Source organism: Nostoc sp. ChiVER01 (assembly GCF_034531155.1).
Taxonomy (GTDB): Bacteria; Cyanobacteriota; Cyanobacteriia; order Cyanobacteriales; family Nostocaceae; genus Nostoc.
Genome location: NZ_JAVRBS010000033.1, coordinates 23,406 through 39,709 on the forward strand (window position 1 = coordinate 23,406; position 16,304 = coordinate 39,709).

The 16,304-nt window shown below is 42.3% G+C and carries 15 protein-coding genes; 4 read left to right on the forward strand and 11 right to left on the reverse strand.

Annotated features, from left to right (window positions below; all coding sequences use genetic code 11):
• Window positions 1-119 precede the first annotated feature (119 nt).
• Window positions 120-758 carry an NmrA family NAD(P)-binding protein gene (locus tag RMY00_RS30305; protein ID WP_322651067.1) on the forward strand — a complete coding sequence of 213 codons (639 nt, stop codon included), beginning with the start codon at window positions 120-122 and terminating at the stop codon, window positions 756-758.
• Between the two features lie 46 nt (window positions 759-804).
• On the forward strand, window positions 805-1,626 hold the full coding sequence (locus RMY00_RS30310) for a class I SAM-dependent methyltransferase (RefSeq protein WP_322651068.1): 822 nt from the start codon (window positions 805-807) through the stop codon (window positions 1,624-1,626).
• A 273-nt stretch (window positions 1,627-1,899) separates the two neighbouring features.
• On the opposite strand, the gene RMY00_RS30315 is transcribed toward RMY00_RS30310, so the two are convergent.
• The 6 genes from RMY00_RS30315 to RMY00_RS30340 form a co-directional block, all read right to left on the reverse strand.
• The gene (locus RMY00_RS30315) at window positions 1,900-2,904 is read right to left on the reverse strand and encodes a transaldolase (RefSeq protein ID WP_322651069.1); all 1,005 of its coding nucleotides are present in this window, start codon (window positions 2,902-2,904) and stop codon (window positions 1,900-1,902) included.
• Between the two features lie 149 nt (window positions 2,905-3,053).
• Window positions 3,054-4,484 carry a pyruvate kinase gene (gene pyk / locus RMY00_RS30320; RefSeq protein WP_322651070.1) on the reverse strand — a complete coding sequence of 477 codons (1,431 nt, stop codon included), beginning with the start codon at window positions 4,482-4,484 and terminating at the stop codon, window positions 3,054-3,056.
• Between the two features lie 267 nt (window positions 4,485-4,751).
• On the reverse strand, window positions 4,752-5,795 hold the full coding sequence (gene gap, locus RMY00_RS30325) for a type I glyceraldehyde-3-phosphate dehydrogenase (protein WP_322651071.1): 1,044 nt from the start codon (window positions 5,793-5,795) through the stop codon (window positions 4,752-4,754).
• Window positions 5,796-6,217: 422 nt separating this feature from the next.
• The gene (locus RMY00_RS30330) at window positions 6,218-7,261 is read right to left on the reverse strand and encodes a DUF2891 domain-containing protein (RefSeq protein ID WP_322651072.1); all 1,044 of its coding nucleotides are present in this window, start codon (window positions 7,259-7,261) and stop codon (window positions 6,218-6,220) included.
• Window positions 7,262-7,287: 26 nt separating this feature from the next.
• Window positions 7,288-7,506, reverse strand: a complete 219-nt coding sequence (locus tag RMY00_RS30335; RefSeq protein WP_322651073.1) for a hypothetical protein — start codon at window positions 7,504-7,506, stop codon at window positions 7,288-7,290.
• A gap of 32 nt (window positions 7,507-7,538) precedes the next feature.
• Window positions 7,539-9,125, reverse strand: a complete 1,587-nt coding sequence (locus tag RMY00_RS30340; protein ID WP_322651074.1) for a B12-binding domain-containing radical SAM protein — start codon at window positions 9,123-9,125, stop codon at window positions 7,539-7,541.
• 604 nt (window positions 9,126-9,729) lie between these two features.
• Here RMY00_RS30340 and RMY00_RS30345 point away from each other — a divergent pair.
• The gene (locus tag RMY00_RS30345) at window positions 9,730-11,055 is read left to right on the forward strand and encodes a calcium-binding protein (RefSeq protein ID WP_322651075.1); all 1,326 of its coding nucleotides are present in this window, start codon (window positions 9,730-9,732) and stop codon (window positions 11,053-11,055) included.
• Between the two features lie 236 nt (window positions 11,056-11,291).
• Here the strand turns inward: RMY00_RS30345 and RMY00_RS30350 are convergent, their stop codons facing one another.
• Both RMY00_RS30350 and RMY00_RS30355 read right to left on the reverse strand, forming a co-directional pair.
• The gene (locus RMY00_RS30350; protein ID WP_322651076.1) at window positions 11,292-12,275 is read right to left on the reverse strand and encodes a CHAD domain-containing protein; all 984 of its coding nucleotides are present in this window, start codon (window positions 12,273-12,275) and stop codon (window positions 11,292-11,294) included.
• A gap of 491 nt (window positions 12,276-12,766) precedes the next feature.
• Complete coding sequence (locus RMY00_RS30355; protein ID WP_322651077.1) at window positions 12,767-13,951, reverse strand: acyl-CoA dehydrogenase family protein; 1,185 nt, start codon at window positions 13,949-13,951, stop codon at window positions 12,767-12,769.
• A gap of 308 nt (window positions 13,952-14,259) precedes the next feature.
• On the opposite strand from RMY00_RS30355, the gene RMY00_RS30360 reads away from it, so the two are divergent.
• The gene (locus RMY00_RS30360) at window positions 14,260-14,403 is read left to right on the forward strand and encodes a hypothetical protein (protein WP_322651078.1); all 144 of its coding nucleotides are present in this window, start codon (window positions 14,260-14,262) and stop codon (window positions 14,401-14,403) included.
• A 29-nt stretch (window positions 14,404-14,432) separates the two neighbouring features.
• Here RMY00_RS30360 and RMY00_RS30365 read toward each other — a convergent pair whose 3' ends face one another.
• From RMY00_RS30365 to RMY00_RS30375, 3 genes are all read right to left on the reverse strand, one after another.
• On the reverse strand, window positions 14,433-15,641 hold the full coding sequence (locus RMY00_RS30365) for an SfnB family sulfur acquisition oxidoreductase (RefSeq protein ID WP_322651079.1): 1,209 nt from the start codon (window positions 15,639-15,641) through the stop codon (window positions 14,433-14,435).
• A 76-nt stretch (window positions 15,642-15,717) separates the two neighbouring features.
• Window positions 15,718-15,906, reverse strand: a complete 189-nt coding sequence (locus RMY00_RS30370) for a hypothetical protein (protein WP_322651080.1) — start codon at window positions 15,904-15,906, stop codon at window positions 15,718-15,720.
• A complete protein-coding gene (locus RMY00_RS30375) occupies window positions 15,903-16,106 on the reverse strand; it encodes a hypothetical protein (protein WP_322651081.1) in 204 nt (67 codons plus the stop codon). Before RMY00_RS30375 ends, RMY00_RS30370 begins: the two co-directional genes overlap by 4 nt.
• Window positions 16,107-16,304: the final 198 nt, after the last annotated feature.

Below are 16,304 nucleotides of genomic sequence, written 5' to 3' on the forward strand. Positions count from 1 at the left end.
TGAGCGAAGATGATTGTTAGATTCTTCCTCCCCTGCTTCCCCTGCTTCCCCTGCTTCCCCTGCTCACCAAAGCGATTGTATATTTTTTTAGTTGGAAGTCCCTTAATAAACTTTTTTTAGTGCGTCCGCCTGCCCTTGCTAATATTCCTCTTCAAATTGTCCCAACCCTAAACGCTGCAAAACTCACAGGCGTTGAGCATATCGTGTTTCTTTCAATACTTGGAGCCGAACACAACCGTTTTCTGCCACACTCCCAAATTGAACGCTATATCAATCAATTAGGTATTAAAGCTACCTTTTTACGCCCCAGCTTTTTTATGCAAAATCTTAATACCATACACAAAGAAGACATCAAAATTCGTGGTGAATTGCTTCTTCCGGCTGGTAATGGTAAAACAAGTTTCATTGATGTGCGGGATATTGCTGCCGTTGCAGTTCGTACTTTAATTGAAGATGGGCATGAGGGGAGAGCATATCCCCTTACGGGTGCAGAAGCCTTAACCTATTACGAAGTTGCAGACATCTTCACATCAGTTTTAGGTAAACGGGTACGCTATAATCCCTCTGTGATAAACTTTGTTCGACAAATGCGCTCCAAAAAGTTGCCAATAGACTTTATTTTTATAATGGTAGCAATCTACACTAGCGCCCGTTTAGGATTTTCCGGCAACATCACACCTGAGACAGAGCAATTACTCAATCGTTCACCTCTGACCATACAGCAGTATATCGAGGACTATCGACAGTTCTGGTTATAAGTTAATCTAGTATATCTAATTGGCTGGAATTTCTTTGTTTGTTGCTATGTCATTAATTCCAAATCATATTAAGAAGGTTTTCTTAAAATCACTGTTAAGCTTATTAATTGGCAAGGATAAACTCAGATTTTATGAGACTATTGATTGGTCACAGTCAAGTGCTTGCTTCCATAAAACAGATTTCAACTACCCACTTTATTACAGCAGCCAAAACTTTCATGGTATTTCAGGCGGTTACTTAAATCCTGTGGCTGCTATCACTTACGATTTTGTAACAGCTTTGGCTTCTCCACCTCATGAAGCCTGGACTCGTCAACAACTAATTTCTAATATTTTGGGTCAGCCACAAACTGTTCTTGATTTAGGCTGTGGTACTGGTTCTACAACGTTACTATTAAAACAAGCTTTTCGTGGCGCGGTTGTCACTGGCTTAGATTTGTCCCCTTATATGCTAGTTTTAGCTAACTATAAAGCACAGCAGCAACAATTGAATATTCGCTGGCTACATGGTTTATCTGAGGACACTGGTTTTGAGACAGCTACAATTGATTTAGTAACTGCCTCTTTTTTATTACACGAAACACCACCTCAAATTGCTCAATTAATTTTACAAGAATGCTTCCGTTTAGTTAAACCAGGAGGACAATTAATTCTTCTGGATGGGAATCAAAAAAGGCTCTCTCATCTCCAATGGTTGATCAAAATTTTTCAAGAACCTTATTCAAAATTGTATGCTGCTGGTAATTTAGATGTATGGATGAAAACTGCCGGATTTGAGCAGGTGCAAACAAAGTCGGTGGGCTGGCTCAACCAAATAACACAAGGTATTAAGCCAAATAATTTCGCTTCTTGCCGTGAAACCACGTAAATTTTTATTCTGAGATGAACATAGGAATAATTGAGCCAAAAAATGATGGGTTTTAGAAGTGAAGCCAGAGGGGGCAGGGGGGCAGGGGAGCAGGGGAGCAGGGGAGCAGGGGAGCAGGGGAGCAGGGGAGCAGGGGAGCAGGGGGCAGGGGAGCAGGGGGAAAGATACGCTCATTAGACCTGCCACAAGAGTTTTAGGGCAAATAAATTTATGCAACTAACTAATGGTTAGTGGTTGAACCACCAACCACTAACCACTAATTATTGTTATGTTCTAATGAGCTGCTACTACCTCTCCTTCAAGGCGAACTAGTCGGTCTGCTAAAAGTTTCTCAAGGTCTTCTAGTGCCTTGGTGAAACCTTTGATACCCTCATCTAGTTTGTCGGTTGCCATGCGGTCTGCGGCGTGCATCTTGTCATAAGTAGCTTTGTCAATGGATATCTTTTCGATTTCCAAGTTTGCTGCCTTAGCGGGGTCGAGTTTGCGTGGCAAGTCTCCAATGGTTGCTTGCAATTCAGCTAAAAGTGATGGCGAAATGGTCAGCAAATCACTACCTGCAAGTTCAGTAATTTCACCAATGTTACGGAAGCTAGCTCCCATAACTTCGGTTTTATAGCCGAATTTCTTGTAGTAGTTGTAGATTTTGGTGACGGACAAAACTCCTGGGTCTTCGGCTGCTGGGTAGCTATCGCGTCCGGTATCTTTTTTGTACCAGTCGAGAATCCGACCGACGAAGGGAGAAATTAGAGTAATGCCGGCTTCTGCACAGGCGATCGCTTGGTGAAGACCAAACAACAAGGTAAGGTTACAGTGAATACCTTCTTTTTCGAGAATTTCCGCAGCGCGAATACCTTCCCAAGTGCTGGCGATTTTAATTAAAACGCGATCGCGGCCAATTCCAGCTGCTTTATACTGAGCAATTAATTCCCGTGCCTTAGTGACGGTAGCTTCGGTATCATAGGACAAACGAGCATCCACTTCCGTAGATACGCGACCGGGAATAATTTGCAAAATCTTTAATCCAAAGGCAACTGCCAAACGGTCAAAAGCTAGAGAAACTATCTGTGCTTGAGTGGCTCCGGCTCCAGCATCTTTCTTCGCTTGCAGTAAAGTTTGATCGACAATTCCCTGATATTCTGGCATCTGCGCCGCAGCAGTAATCAGCGAAGGATTGGTGGTAGCGTCTTGGGGTTTGAACTTTTCAATTGCCTGGATATCCCCTGTATCTGCGACCACAACAGTCACTTGTCGCAATTGTTCCAGTAAATTCTTAGACATAAAATACTCCGTGATGAATGTTACAGGATTTACTTATTCCCCAGTTTTTTACACTTTTTACTCTTCCTTCAATTCTGATTCTGGCAATTTTTCTTAATCATTGCCCAATTTTGCTTACTATCTTCAGCCACAGCCCTATTCTAAGTGCCTTATGCAGAAATTGGCTGTCCAATGGAATGCACTTTAATTAAACTAGTTGTTCCTGATTTACCAATTGGAACACCAGAGGTAATTACTACTTTATCGCCCTTATTGGCTAAACCCATGTCTACAACTGTGTTCACTACATTGGTAAACATCTCTTCAGCATTGTGGACTGGTGGGATCAGCAAAGCTTCTACACCCCAAGAAAGGGCTAGTTGGCGATAAGCGGTGATGTCAGAGGTAAGGGCAATAATGGGAGAAGTAGGGCGATATTTAGACACCATTCTCGCCGTACTTCCTGATGAAGTGTTACAGAGAATTGCTCGTGAGCCTGTTTCATAAGCGATGCGACACACGGATTCTGCTACAGATTCAGTAACGCTGAGACTGCCTGCTTCATGACACCAGGCATGTTTGCTACCCTCATCTAAAGCCTGTTCTGTCCGCACAGCGATATTGTGCATCATCTCGACGGCGGCGATGGGATATTGCCCGACAGCTGTTTCACCAGAAAGCATTACTGCATCTGTTCCATCTAAGATGGAGTTGGCTACATCGGTGGCTTCGGCACGGGTGGGATCAGGGGCGCTAATCATCGACTCTAGCATTTGGGTGGCTGTAATCACCGGCTTGCCAGCACGATTGCAACGACGAATAATATCTTTTTGAATTAGGGGGACTTCGTGAATTGGCACTTCTACCCCTAAATCGCCACGGGCAATCATAATCGCGTCGGCAACATTCAGAATGGAGTCAAAATTCTCTACTGCTTCTGCTCTTTCAATTTTGGCAATTAAGCGAATGGAAGCACCAGCAGCTTCAATCATTCGTTTGGCGGGTTCTAAGTCTTGTGGCGATCGCACAAAAGACACCGCTACCCAGTCTACACCCAACTGAATCCCAAAGCGCAGATCCAGCAAGTCTTTTTCGGTGATGGAACTAACAGGTAAAGGAGTTTGTGGTAGGTTTACTCCTTTGTGTGTGGAAATTAACCCGCCAATTTTCACTTGTGCCCGAATGCGATCGGCATCGCGATCGGTAACAATTAACTTGACGCGACCATCATTAATTAAAATCGGTTCGCCTGGTCGCACCATTGCGAACAAAGTCGGTAATGGTAAAGGTAGTTCGTCGATACTTTCACCTTTTTCTTGCAAAACAAAGGTAACTTCAGTACCAGCTTCTAAATTTAACCCTTCCGGTGGCAAAGTTCCCAAACGAATTTTCGGGCCACACAGGTCTTGCATAATTGCGATCGGCTTTTGCTGCTCATTACTAATTTGTCTGAGATAGTGAGCAGTTTGGGCGTGGAATTCATAAGCGCCGTGGGAAAAATTCAGCCGTGCCACATTCATTCCAGCTTTTACTAAGGCTTGCAGCTTTTCGGGTGCAGATGTAGCTGGGCCAACAGTACAAATGATTTTGGTTCGACGCATAGGGATTAGGGGTTGAGGAGTAACCTGCAAATTTGGATGGTTTATACCAATTCGTAATTCGTAATTCGTAATTCGTAATTAAGAGACTTCGCATCCAAATTCACATGTGCTTCATATCACTGGTTTGCTAAATAAAGATACTAGATTGTGTTTTGTTTTCGCGGTATTTACCATTTGACCCAAATCCCAAAAGTCCCTAGTCAAGAGTCAGCAGTCAAAAGCTAACGACTAATGACTAATGACTAATGACTAATGACTAATGACCAATCAAACCACAGCAGCTGTCGGTGCAAGTTTTTCCTTTTGTGACATAGACAACATCAGGTCAATTACGCGATTCGAGTAGCCCCACTCGTTGTCATACCAGGCAATTACCTTAAAGAAGTTTGAGTTTAACTCAATCCCAGCACCTGCGTCGAAGATACTAGAATGGGTATCGCCTTGAAAATCTGTGGAAACTACTTCTTCATCTGTGTAACCCAGGATACCTGCAAACGAACCTGTGGCAGCCTCCTTCATGGCAGCACAGATTTCTTTGTAACTGGTGGCTTTGGCAGTTTTGAAAGTTAAATCAACTACAGAGACATCAGGAGTCGGAACTCGTAATGCCATACCAGTCAACTTACCCTTCAATTCTGGTAAAACTAACGCTACAGCTTTAGCTGCGCCTGTGGAGGAGGGAATAATATTCTGGCTTGCACCTCGACCACCCCGCCAGTCTTTCTTACTGGGGCCGTCTACAGTTGGTTGAGTGGCGGTCATGGCATGAACTGTAGTCATTAACCCTTCAGTCAACCCAAAGTTGTCATTGATGACCTTAGCTATGGGAGCTAGACAGTTTGTAGTGCAGCTAGCATTAGAGACAATGATATCCTTGCTGGGGTCAAACAAGTGATGATTGACACCCATTAACAGGGTAGTAACTCGATCTGGATCTTTGGTAGGAGCGGAAATTACCACTCGCTTTGCACCTGCCTTCAGGTGGTTTGCGGCTCCTTCGTGGTCAGTGAAGAGTCCGGTAGCTTCCACCACATAATCTGCACCTAATTTTCCCCAAGGTAACTCTGCTGGGTTCCTCACCGACACGCAAGGAATGAAGTGCCCGTCGATGAGGATACCATCTTCCTTGGCTTCAACCTTATGCTTTAATCTGCCGTGGGTTGAGTCGTACTTTAATAGGTAAGCGAGGTTATCTGGTGGTACTAGATCGTTAATACCTATAAATTCAATGTTGGGGTTATCGATGCCAGCGCGAAGCACAAGTCGCCCGATTCGACCGAAGCCATTGATACCAACCTTCAATTTAGTCAAGATTAAACCTACCCTTGTGGAAAGTTGAACAAAAGGAGAAAGTTAAAAGTCAAAATAGATTGCCTTTTACTCTTTACTCTATGATCGTGACAGTCTCAGTCAGCTAAGGCATATTTGCTTGGCATATTTTAATGATTGGGGCATTGGGGATTGGGAAGAGGACTTGGGGACAAGGGAAAGACTTGTTGCAAGTTCTCACAAGTCACCTTGTCCCCTTGCCTCCCCTGCCTCAAGAGCTTATCCGAACGGTATTGGGGGTGATTCAAGGATTTTTGCAAGAGGTTCATTGACAAAATCATGAGTTTCATTGACAAAATCACGATTTTCATTGACAAAATCATGAGTTTCATTGACAAAATCACGAGTTTCATTGACAAAATCACGAGTTTCATTGACAAAATCATGATTTTTGCGCTAAATGTTTAAACAATTTGCCTTTGTAACCCACGATTCGTTAGGAGGTAAACAGCAAAAGTACCTACCCAGTGACTAGCTGCATAATGTTCACTTACAATATCTACTAATCCATGCTGACGATGGTGAAGGGCAGTAGAGCGAAGTGTTTCGATACGGCGATCGCTATTTGCCAATCCAGATATGATACCCTCAAGCATCCAAGCACGACTGAGATTAAGACCGTAGAAATGGGCTTGCATATAATCTTTAGGATTATCTACACCGGGTGATTGTAACCAATTTGCTGAATTCTCAATCGGTATTTGGGGAAGAAAATCGGTCAGCCAGTCAGCGAAAGCTGTTGTTGGCAGGACTCGCCGCATTAGGTCTGCTTCAGCAAGGCCAGGAGAGAGAAAATCGTAACCAAGCGGCTCGAATTGTAACGAGTAGTTGCGATCGCTAAGATAAAATTGCTTTGCTTTGTTCTCTATTAACTGAATAAACTCAGTATTTTCGGTAATCCTTGCCCAATCTAGCATCAAACCAAGTGCAAAAGCTGTTTGGCCATGCATCCCTGTGCGATTTGGGAGTTTCAGTCCGTTAATCCAGCGCTGTAAATTACCTGCAATTAACTTTTCTAGCGGTTCCAATACAACCCGCCATTGTTTCCCTTGAGGATGATTCCACTCGTGAAGTTCGGCAGCCAGTTGCAGAAGCCATGCCACACCATAAGGAAATTCAAAAAAGGGCACTCGTTGGAAATGGGCAATTTCTCCTTGAATCTTCTCAGGTGTTAAGCTTTGCCCAAGTGCTTGCTTTGACGCTGCATTAAAGGAGGCTTCAGGAAAGTGATGCATCAGACGTACCAGCAACCAGTGACCATGTACGGCTGAATGCCAATCTAAACAGCCATAAAAAGCAGGAGTCAATTCACGCGGTGGTTTTATATCCTCGTCGCTATCAGCCCAATACAGACCACTATGGGGATATTCCCGCCCGATACAATCCAGCACTAATTGAGCAAATTGTGCCGCAGTCGTTTCATTTATCTCCAATTTATTGGGTGGCATAGTAGCCCCTTTGGGGAAGTCAAAAGTTAATAATTTTGAACCCCATAAATAAATTTAGGGGCTTTCTCGGCGCGGATAGCTTGGTAAAAACGTAGCGTTTCTAATGCAGACGGATACATTGGCATTGCAGGGCGACGCATTAACATTGTATCGGGATACATTGGCATTGCAGACGAACGCATTAACATTGTATCGAGATGCATTGGCATTGCAGGCGAACGCATTAAGATTGCATCGGGATGCATTGGCATTGCAAGGCATTGCCAAATTTAATTCGCTACGAATTAACCATCACTTGTGCTTTGGGTTTTACCTTAGCTTCTGCTTCCAAAAATTCAGCGACTTGAGCCTCAATTTCATCCCGGACAATTTGGCGATACTCCAAGAAATGCTCAATTTGGGCACAAACAGCTAAGTAACTACTCACCCCGCCCGGATTATGCTGATACATGTTCCACAAGTTACGCCAGAATTGCCAGCGCGTCTGACGACGTACACCCTGCCGCCAGCAAATGATTAGAAACGCTCGGAGGACTTTCCAGTTCAATGGTTTCTTAGCAGCTTTGCCTTTTTTGGGGTAGGTTGCTTCGCCCAAAAGCCGGAAGTGTTTGTATGTACGCTCCAAAAACCGCTCTGGCTCATACAAATCACAGAATGCTTGCACATATTCACGAGCGATGTCTTCTAACGGTCGAGTTGGGACAAAGTTCATCAACGTAGTTTGATTGATATTGGCTGATTTATTGCGGAGTCGTCCTTCCTTTTCTAATCTATGCCAAAGCGCTGTATCTGGAAGGGCTTGCAACATACTAAATAAGGCCGTGGGTATTGCTGTTTGCTCAACAAACTTGACAATTCGCGCCCCGGCTCCCGCCTTCTCGCCATCAAACCCAATGATAAAGCCTGCCATAACTCGCAACCCTGAGCGGGTAATTCTATTTACCGCCTCACTGAGTGAGTCTCTGGTATTTTGGTATTTCTGAGTGAAAGTAAGACTTTCTTCGTCTGGGGTTTCAATTCCCAGAAAAACAGCACCAAAATTACACGCTACCATCAAATCCATCAGTTCTTGATCTTGGGCTAAATCAACTGAAGCCTCTGTGGCAAAGGAAAAGGGATAGTTATGTTCTACCATCCAGGGCAGAAGGGACTTTAAAAATAATTTGACATTCCGCTTATTGCCAATAAAGTTGTCATCCACCATAAAAATACTGCGTCGCCAACCCAGTTTGTAGAGATAATCTAGTTCTGCTAAGAGTTGCTCTGGGTTTTTGGTGCGGGGTTTGCGACCATATAGCACAATAATGTCGCAGAATTCACACTGGAAGGGACATCCACGCGAAAATTGCACCGACATCTCCGCGTAGGCTTCAAATTCTAGCAAGTCAAAGCGAGGAGTTGGAGTGTTGGTAACATCTGGTTTTTCACCACCAGAGCGAAATATACCTGTGCGATCGCCCCGTGCGATCGCTGCTACAAATAAGGGTAGGGTAATTTCCCCTTCGTCCAATATCAAGTAATCTGCTCCGGCGGATGTCATTTCATTTGGTAGCGCTGTCGGGAAAGGGCCACCCACGGCTACCCGTTTACCTCTACGTTTTGCTTCTAATATCTGAAAGAGTAAATCCTCTTTTTGCACAATCATCGCCGACATAATAACCAAATCTGCCCAAGCCCACTCTGCTTCCGTACAAACGCGAACATTTCGATCTACTAACTTATACTCCCATTCTTGAGGTAATATCGCAGCTACAGTTACCAAGCCTAAAGGCGGTAGCATTGCTTTCCGATCTAATAAAGCCAGTGTTTTTTCAAAAGACCAAAAACTTTTTGGAAAACGGGGGTATAGAAGTAAAACATTCATATTTGACGCTTGTAAACCTTCATCTTAGCTGCTAGTTGATTTTACATACAACTTAGTTACTCTGACGACACATTAGAGCAGCCTTTGTATTTAGTAGCAGTAACCTCTACTATGACTGATTGAGACAAAGCAATGTTTTTTAAGCGCATTCATGATAGATATTTAATTAAAAATTTATTTACCGATAGATTCAAAAAAATAGAGGAAAATACGGTATCCTAATGACAAGCTCCTAAATCTATTTATGCGGATTGTAATGTGTAAATTTTGACTTATGAGCGTATCCACTTTCTTAAGCAAGCACACACCGTCTCGTATAGAAGCGGCGTGACCTAATTACTTACCATTTATTTAAGAGATTTTCAGAGAATAAATTATCTAATTTTTTAGAGTAGGCATCTTAACTTGTCCGCAAACAGAGGCAAGCTTTTTGGGTCAGCCTACAATAACTAGTTGGATATTTTTTCTTGAGAAGTTTCTAACAAAATAATTAATGTTTTCTAACTTAGATTACGCAAATAGCAAATAATCTGTATCTAAGTGCTCAATAGTTCTTGGACTGAGGCTCAACTTACGTATTGGTGAGAAATTCAGGAGAGATAATATGGCTTTTACTTTCGGCACTACAAGTCCTGACAAGATAAATGGGACTTCGGGAAATGACACTATAGTTGGTTGGGCTAATGGTGGTAATGTCACTAGTCTGTCCGGTAACGATACCTTGAATGGTTTAGCTGGTGACGATTCTCTCGCCGGTGGGACGCTAAACGACAGTCTAATTGGTGGCAGTGGCAATGACATACTTAATGGCGGCACTGGTATCGACATCTTGGATGGGGGAACAGGCGACGATACTTACATTATTGACAGTGTTAGTGACACTATTCGGGAAGCGATTAATTCAGGCACAGATAGCGTTCGGTCTTCTGTCACCTACACACTGGGCGCAAATCTGGAGAACTTAATACTGCAATTCTCAAGTAACGCCATCAACGGTACAGGTAACAGTCTTAACAACTTTATCAACGGTAATGGTTTTAACAATACGCTGAATGGAAGAGCGGGCGATGACACACTAGATGGTAATTTAGCCGATGATATCCTCAATGGTGAGGACGGCGATGATAGCCTACAAGGCGGGCCAGGCAATGACGTACTCAATGGGGGGGCTGGAAACGATATTCTCATCGGTGTTTATCCTGGTAGTCTACTTCCACCTGGAGTAGGGGAAACTGATAGTTTAACTGGCGGGACTGGCGCAGATACATTTGTCTTAGGGGACGCTGCAAATATTTTCTACGACGATAACAACTCTACGAATACTGGTTTTGCGGATTTTGCTACTATTACTGACTTTGACTCTAGCCAAGATAAAATTCAACTCAAAGGAACTCCACAAGACTACCGTCTGCAAGTTGCTGGAAGCAACACACGAATATTCTCACAGCAACCGGGACAGGTAAATGAACTTATAGGTATTGTGCAGGGAAAAAACAATCTCAGACTTAGTAGCGATGACTTTCTTTTCTATGAGCGGGAAAATGCTGAACAAGCTACAAACAACACACTAGGAAACGCTGAAAATTTAGGTTCTTTCTCATCAGGCTCAAAAATTAATATTTCAGGCCAGTTAGCAACAGTTGAATCGAGTCGCAATCCCGATGTTGACTTTTTTACATTTTATTTACCAACTTCAGGAACCGTCACTATCGACATAGCGACATCGGGAAAGGCAAATATCGGACTGTTTAACTATGGGACTTTAGTGACTAGTCAAAATTCGTCATCAATCACTGGTTTAGTGAGTGCAGGTGTATACTCAGTTTCAGTGAGTAAAGATTCTTTCTTGCCTCAAAATAATGGAGCTTTCTTTGGTACCAACTCTGAACCTGATTTTTCCTATACGCTAGGAGTCGGTTTTACAAAATAAGAACTTTATCAATTTAAGGGGTACTGACATTAGAAGGCAGATTGAAGGAGACTACTTTTTCTGTTGACTAGGGAGACACGTTACTGTGTCTCCCTTTACCATAAAAGTTGTTTTAAAAGTATTAGACAAATAGAATCCGCTTCTTATTCAAGCTCGTCAATCGTCAATATATTAAATATATATTTAATATATTTAGATACCTTTACCCTGATAGAGTCCAAGCCAGTGTGGGTAGTTCACGCTATTACTCCGGAAAGCGGGTGCAATATTGTTAAATGAAAGCTATGCTTAGTTTCAGCTTTCAGATACCGTTCTTGTAAGGGTTGCCACTTCTGCCACGACTGGTAGCGATTTTCAGTTAACAAAGCAGCAAGGGTAGGGAGTTCAGTCTGGATTTCTGACTTGAACACATCTGTAAGCCAGTCAGTTAATACAGCACTATCTTGCATCGTACCCAAAATTTCTTGGATATTTTTCACTTCTGTAAGATAAGCTGCGTAAGACTCGCCATATAAGTCAGTAAATAACTCCATTTGATAACGTAGACGTTTTGCTTCTTTTCGCAAACTGTGAATAATTTCACCTTCTGTGGTCAATTGTTTTTCTATCTTTTCTGGTTTCCAGTTTTTCTGGATTATCACTTCTGATTCTACAAATTCAGTGCCAACTAACCAAGCCGGATGCAGTAAAAAACTACTTACTTCTGGTAAAAGTAAATCTGGTAGTACCTGCTGAATGGTAAAAGATGCTAACGGTTGATAACTAGGTTTCTCTAACCACTTATCTAATGCATCTTTTAGAGACTTGTAAGATTCATCTTTTAACGTTTTCTGTACCCTTGATTCTACATCTTCACGTTGTTTAGCTAAAGCGTTGAAAGCTGTTTTTAGAGATTCTTGCTCTTTACAGGGTAAGTTTGGTTTGTAACCGTTTTCCAAACTTTCTTTAAGTACGTCTAAATCTCTCAGACTACCAAGACGACGGGCTATTTTACCAATATTTTTATCGTTGACTGGTTTCGGCACATCCACCGCTAGCCCAAAGCTAGTTACAGATGTTCGTAAGCGGCGCATTCCCACTCGCATTTGATGCAACGCTTCTGGATCTTCATCTTTCTTTACTAATTTTTCCCACTTCAAGGTTTTCTTAAAGTGTTTTTCAATCGCTTGGTAGGCGTAGTCCCCTAGAGTTTTTACTGTAGTTTGTGTGGCTAGTTTCATAATCGATCTTAATTGACATTACCTTATGAGGTTATTGCATAATAACATTAGTTAAAAATTTGTATCTGGCTTCGATATTTTTTATTCAATAGAGTACTATCAATTATGTTAGTAAGTATTAATACCTGCATCCTCTTTAAGAAACATCCAATATCTATCAAAGGTCTAAAGAAAAATTTATTATAACGATTCCATATAATATCAATAGCTTTTGTAAGTTTTAATTATTATATTAAATTGTTTATTATAATAACATGATTAATCTTTCTAAGATCAAAAAATGTCAAACTTAAATTTGCTCAATCAAGTTTTCTTAACTTTTGTAGACAACTTTAAAGAACATAGAGAAGACTTATCTGCGCTGCTGATAACACACCATCAATATTTATGGTTGGGGTCAGATAAAACCTCAACTATATTCAGATAGTCGCCTTGGAAATTGGCTAATTCACCACTAGCGATCGCTCGCCATACTGTCAAGTTTTGTCCTTTTAAGAGTAAAAGTTGGGTTTTGGCAGTTGATCGTTTAACGCCCAATTTCCTATATCTTGGATTTTGTAATCTACTGGATCGTGGAGAGTGAATGTGCGGAGATTACGCCAATAGCGGTCAAAACCATATTTGGCATTAGTAGCGCGTGCGCCCATAACTTCAAAGATGCGGTTGGTAATGTCTAAGCCGACTTTAGTAGCGACGACTTTGGCTGTAGCGATAAACAGCGCACATTCTCCCCGTTGTTCTGCGGTGAGCGACCATTCCTGCTCCCAAGCTGTTTGTAGTAATTCTCCTGCCTGTTCAACTAGACAAGTGGCTGCCTGAAGATCAACCCACATATTGCCGTAATGCTGGATAATGTATGGATCTTGGGTTGCACTTTCTACACCTGATGTCAGCCAAGGTTTTGTGCTAGTGCCAGTATACGTTTTAGAAGCTTCAAATGCTCCTTGTGCAATTCCCAGGTAGATATTAGCAAGATTCAATTGAGTTAAGCAGGCGCGAATAGTACTGAAGGGATGACTGGGTTTATCTCTACTACCAAGAATTTCGTCAGGGTACACCAGCACATTTTCAAATGTCACACTACCACTGTCTGTTTGGCGTTGCCCCATATTATCCCAATCATGATGAACAGTAATGCCTTGCCTTTGAGTAGGAATTACCAAAATACTCAATTCACCAGTTTCTTGATCAGTGGCAGTGATCGGTAATATATCCGAATCGTGGGAGCCAGAGCAAAAGCTTTTGATGCCGTTAAGACGGAAATAATTACTTTCCGGTGTCAAAGTAGTTCTTTTATCTAAAGGGTTGAGAGCATTGCACCAAAACCAATTGTTGTGAATAGTTTCTGAATAATATCGCTGTTTCTGCTCTGCCGAACCAAAGATGTGAGGAACTACTACACCTAAATGATGGTAAGAAAAGACGTGAGCAATAGAACTATCAACCTTGGCAAACTCGCGGGTAATTTGTAGAACAGTAATCCAGCTTTCTCCTAAACCACCGGACTCTATAGGTACGATCAGTTTCAGCAAGTTGCTTTGGCGGAGGCGATCGCGTTCATGCTTTGGTGTTCCCCCTTTTGTATCCCGTGCTACAGCAGTAGCAGCAAATTCCTTTGCTAAAGACTTAGCTATCTCAAGATAATTTTGAGACTCTTTAGTTTTGATTAATTGCATATTTTGCAACTTCTCCTGCGAATACATTTTTAAGGAGTAAATATAATTTTGATAAAATAAATAGATTCAGAATAAGTTTTTAAAGCTATCTTTATTATTGCAAAATTAGTAGCTACATCTGAGTTAGTTACCAAAAAAAACTTAACTACCTTACAAAGACTGCAAGAAAAATTATGGGATTGGTTTGACTTATGTAAATGCTTATCAAAATCGGGTAACAATAATAGTGATGTAAGTTAATTTTGTACCCATATTTAGCTGAATAATTTGACCAAAGATGAGTTCAAAAATATAGCTAATGAACAGCAATGACAGCAATAGAAAGCAACGCCTTAAATGGCTGGCTTTGCCAAATGCTCCGTCTCTGGGTTGAGTTCGTAACGCTCATAGAATCAACTAAAGTGATGTTGGATTTATTAGGGGCAAAACATTCTGGTAATCATTCCCTCTGAATGCTTCACCCCAACAGAGAATGGGGCAATTACAGCCAAGGATGGCGTGGGGGATAAATACCATTGAGGAAGTAGTTACCAACAGCGTAGTATTTCCAACGCACAGGATCGTGGAGTGTGTGAGCGCGGGCATTTCGCCAGTGGCGATTATAGTTAAATTCCTCCAATGTGGACTTAGTACCTGCTAGTTCAAACAGTTTGTTGGTAGCTAGTAATGCTGCTTCCGTGGCTAAGGCTTTGGCTTCAGCAACTGCAATTGATGCTTCAACTACCTTGGGTTCTTCTAAACCTGACTCGTTAGCGATATCAAGAAATTCGCCTGCACGACGCAGCAATGCTTCTGAAGCGTGAACCTGAATTTGTACATTGCCTAAGTTGTACAGTGTCAGGGGGTCTTCGTAGCCTTTTTCTAAATTACTGTCAACCCAAGGACGGGTATGCTTGCGAACAAAGTGGATGGTGTCACGGACTGCGGCTTTAGCAATTCCCACGTCTACAGCGGCTTGGATGATTTGTGCGATCGCACCCATTGGTGTTGCCCGTTCAAAGGCTAAGTAATGCGGTATGACGTGTTCTGCCTTGACTTTGACATTTTCAATAATGGTAGTACCACTGGCTGTGGTACGCTGTCCGAAGCTCGTCCAGTCATCAAGTAGGGTTAGTCCTTCCGCATCTCTTTCGACAAATGCTACCACTGTTTTACCATCTGGATTGCTGGCAATGACGGGAACCCAATGTGCCAGTAATGCCCCAGCAGAATAGTATTTGCGTCCGTTGAGTACGAAGTCAGAACCATCTGGCTGTAACTTTGTTTGCACATCAATAACAGATTTTGTGCCAATTTCCGAGAAGGCATTACCGAACCGCTTGCCTTGTAGAACCAAATCAAAGAAGAATTTCTTTTGCTCATCTGTACCATCCAAGCGGACTGCTTCTACCATGTAGAGGTGGTTTTGGGGAATTTGACCAAGGCTAGAGTCAGCTTCAGAGATGATTTTAATGACTTCTGCGAGGGTGGCGTTCGATACAAAAGCACCGCCATACTCTTTAGGGACTGTAATTCCCCATAATCCACTCTGGGAGAACTTTTCCACCTCTTCAGCAGGTAAACGCCGAGTTTGGTCGCGTTCTGAGTCTCCCTTGGCAAACTCAGCTGCTAATTCGTGAGCGATCGCGATCGCTTCTTGGTCATTCTGAATTATATGTGCCTTCTGGTCAGTATTAATTACTGATGTCATAGTAAAACTCCTTGATTGTGATTGAGTGACTCATAATCGCCACTACTATGAGACAACACAAAATATCTGTATTTGATCAGCACATCCCATTTGAGGAATGGACATCTTGTCCATCACTAATACTTAGATGGGCAAGATGGCCATCCTTCAAATTGAATTTGAAGGAGTTTGCAGCTATAAAAGATGCGCTCGCTGCCACAACTCCCTCATTCATCCCAAAAATCGCTGCCACCATCAGGGAAACACCTTTCAAATTCACTGTCACAATTTGCACAACCCAAAAAGGATACCTGCAACTACGACAATCCGCGCCAACTTTGTACCGCTATAACGCACAGATACAAATTCACTAATGGTGTAGCCATGAGGCATTAGCCTTTTGAGCGAATGCAATGACGGCAACGACTGATAAACCATTGGTACGGTAAACCACCACAGTCCTGATAGTCCATATTTGTACGTCACATAAATGGGCAATAAAACACCAATTATCTATGTCCAGACTGAAAGTAAATCTGCAATCCCAAACCCTAATTTAATTTGCTACGAAATTTATGCAATTATGAAGATGATTTGAGTTAGGCGAATCGATTTTGTTAATGTTGACATCTGCGTAGCGTTTCGCTGTTGCAGTAGAAGTGGGTTTAGCTATGATCTCAACAG

What these genes read in the sequence shown, in the direction of transcription:
- RMY00_RS30310 (WP_322651068.1), top strand. Translation starts at nt 805, where the DNA reads ATGTCATTAATTCCAAATCATATTAAGAAGGTTTTCTTAAAATCACTG.
- RMY00_RS30315 (WP_322651069.1), bottom strand. Translation starts at nt 2,904, where the DNA reads ATGTCTAAGAATTTACTGGAACAATTGCGACAAGTGACTGTTGTGGTC.
- pyk (WP_322651070.1), bottom strand. Translation starts at nt 4,484, where the DNA reads ATGCGTCGAACCAAAATCATTTGTACTGTTGGCCCAGCTACATCTGCA.
- RMY00_RS30330 (WP_322651072.1), bottom strand. Translation starts at nt 7,261, where the DNA reads ATGCCACCCAATAAATTGGAGATAAATGAAACGACTGCGGCACAATTT.
- RMY00_RS30335 (WP_322651073.1), bottom strand. Translation starts at nt 7,506, where the DNA reads ATGCATCCCGATGCAATCTTAATGCGTTCGCCTGCAATGCCAATGCAT.
- RMY00_RS30340 (WP_322651074.1), bottom strand. Translation starts at nt 9,125, where the DNA reads ATGAATGTTTTACTTCTATACCCCCGTTTTCCAAAAAGTTTTTGGTCT.
- RMY00_RS30345 (WP_322651075.1), top strand. Translation starts at nt 9,730, where the DNA reads ATGGCTTTTACTTTCGGCACTACAAGTCCTGACAAGATAAATGGGACT.
- RMY00_RS30350 (WP_322651076.1), bottom strand. Translation starts at nt 12,275, where the DNA reads ATGAAACTAGCCACACAAACTACAGTAAAAACTCTAGGGGACTACGCC.
- RMY00_RS30355 (WP_322651077.1), bottom strand. Translation starts at nt 13,951, where the DNA reads ATGCAATTAATCAAAACTAAAGAGTCTCAAAATTATCTTGAGATAGCT.
- RMY00_RS30360 (WP_322651078.1), top strand. Translation starts at nt 14,260, where the DNA reads ATGACAGCAATAGAAAGCAACGCCTTAAATGGCTGGCTTTGCCAAATG.
- RMY00_RS30365 (WP_322651079.1), bottom strand. Translation starts at nt 15,641, where the DNA reads ATGACATCAGTAATTAATACTGACCAGAAGGCACATATAATTCAGAAT.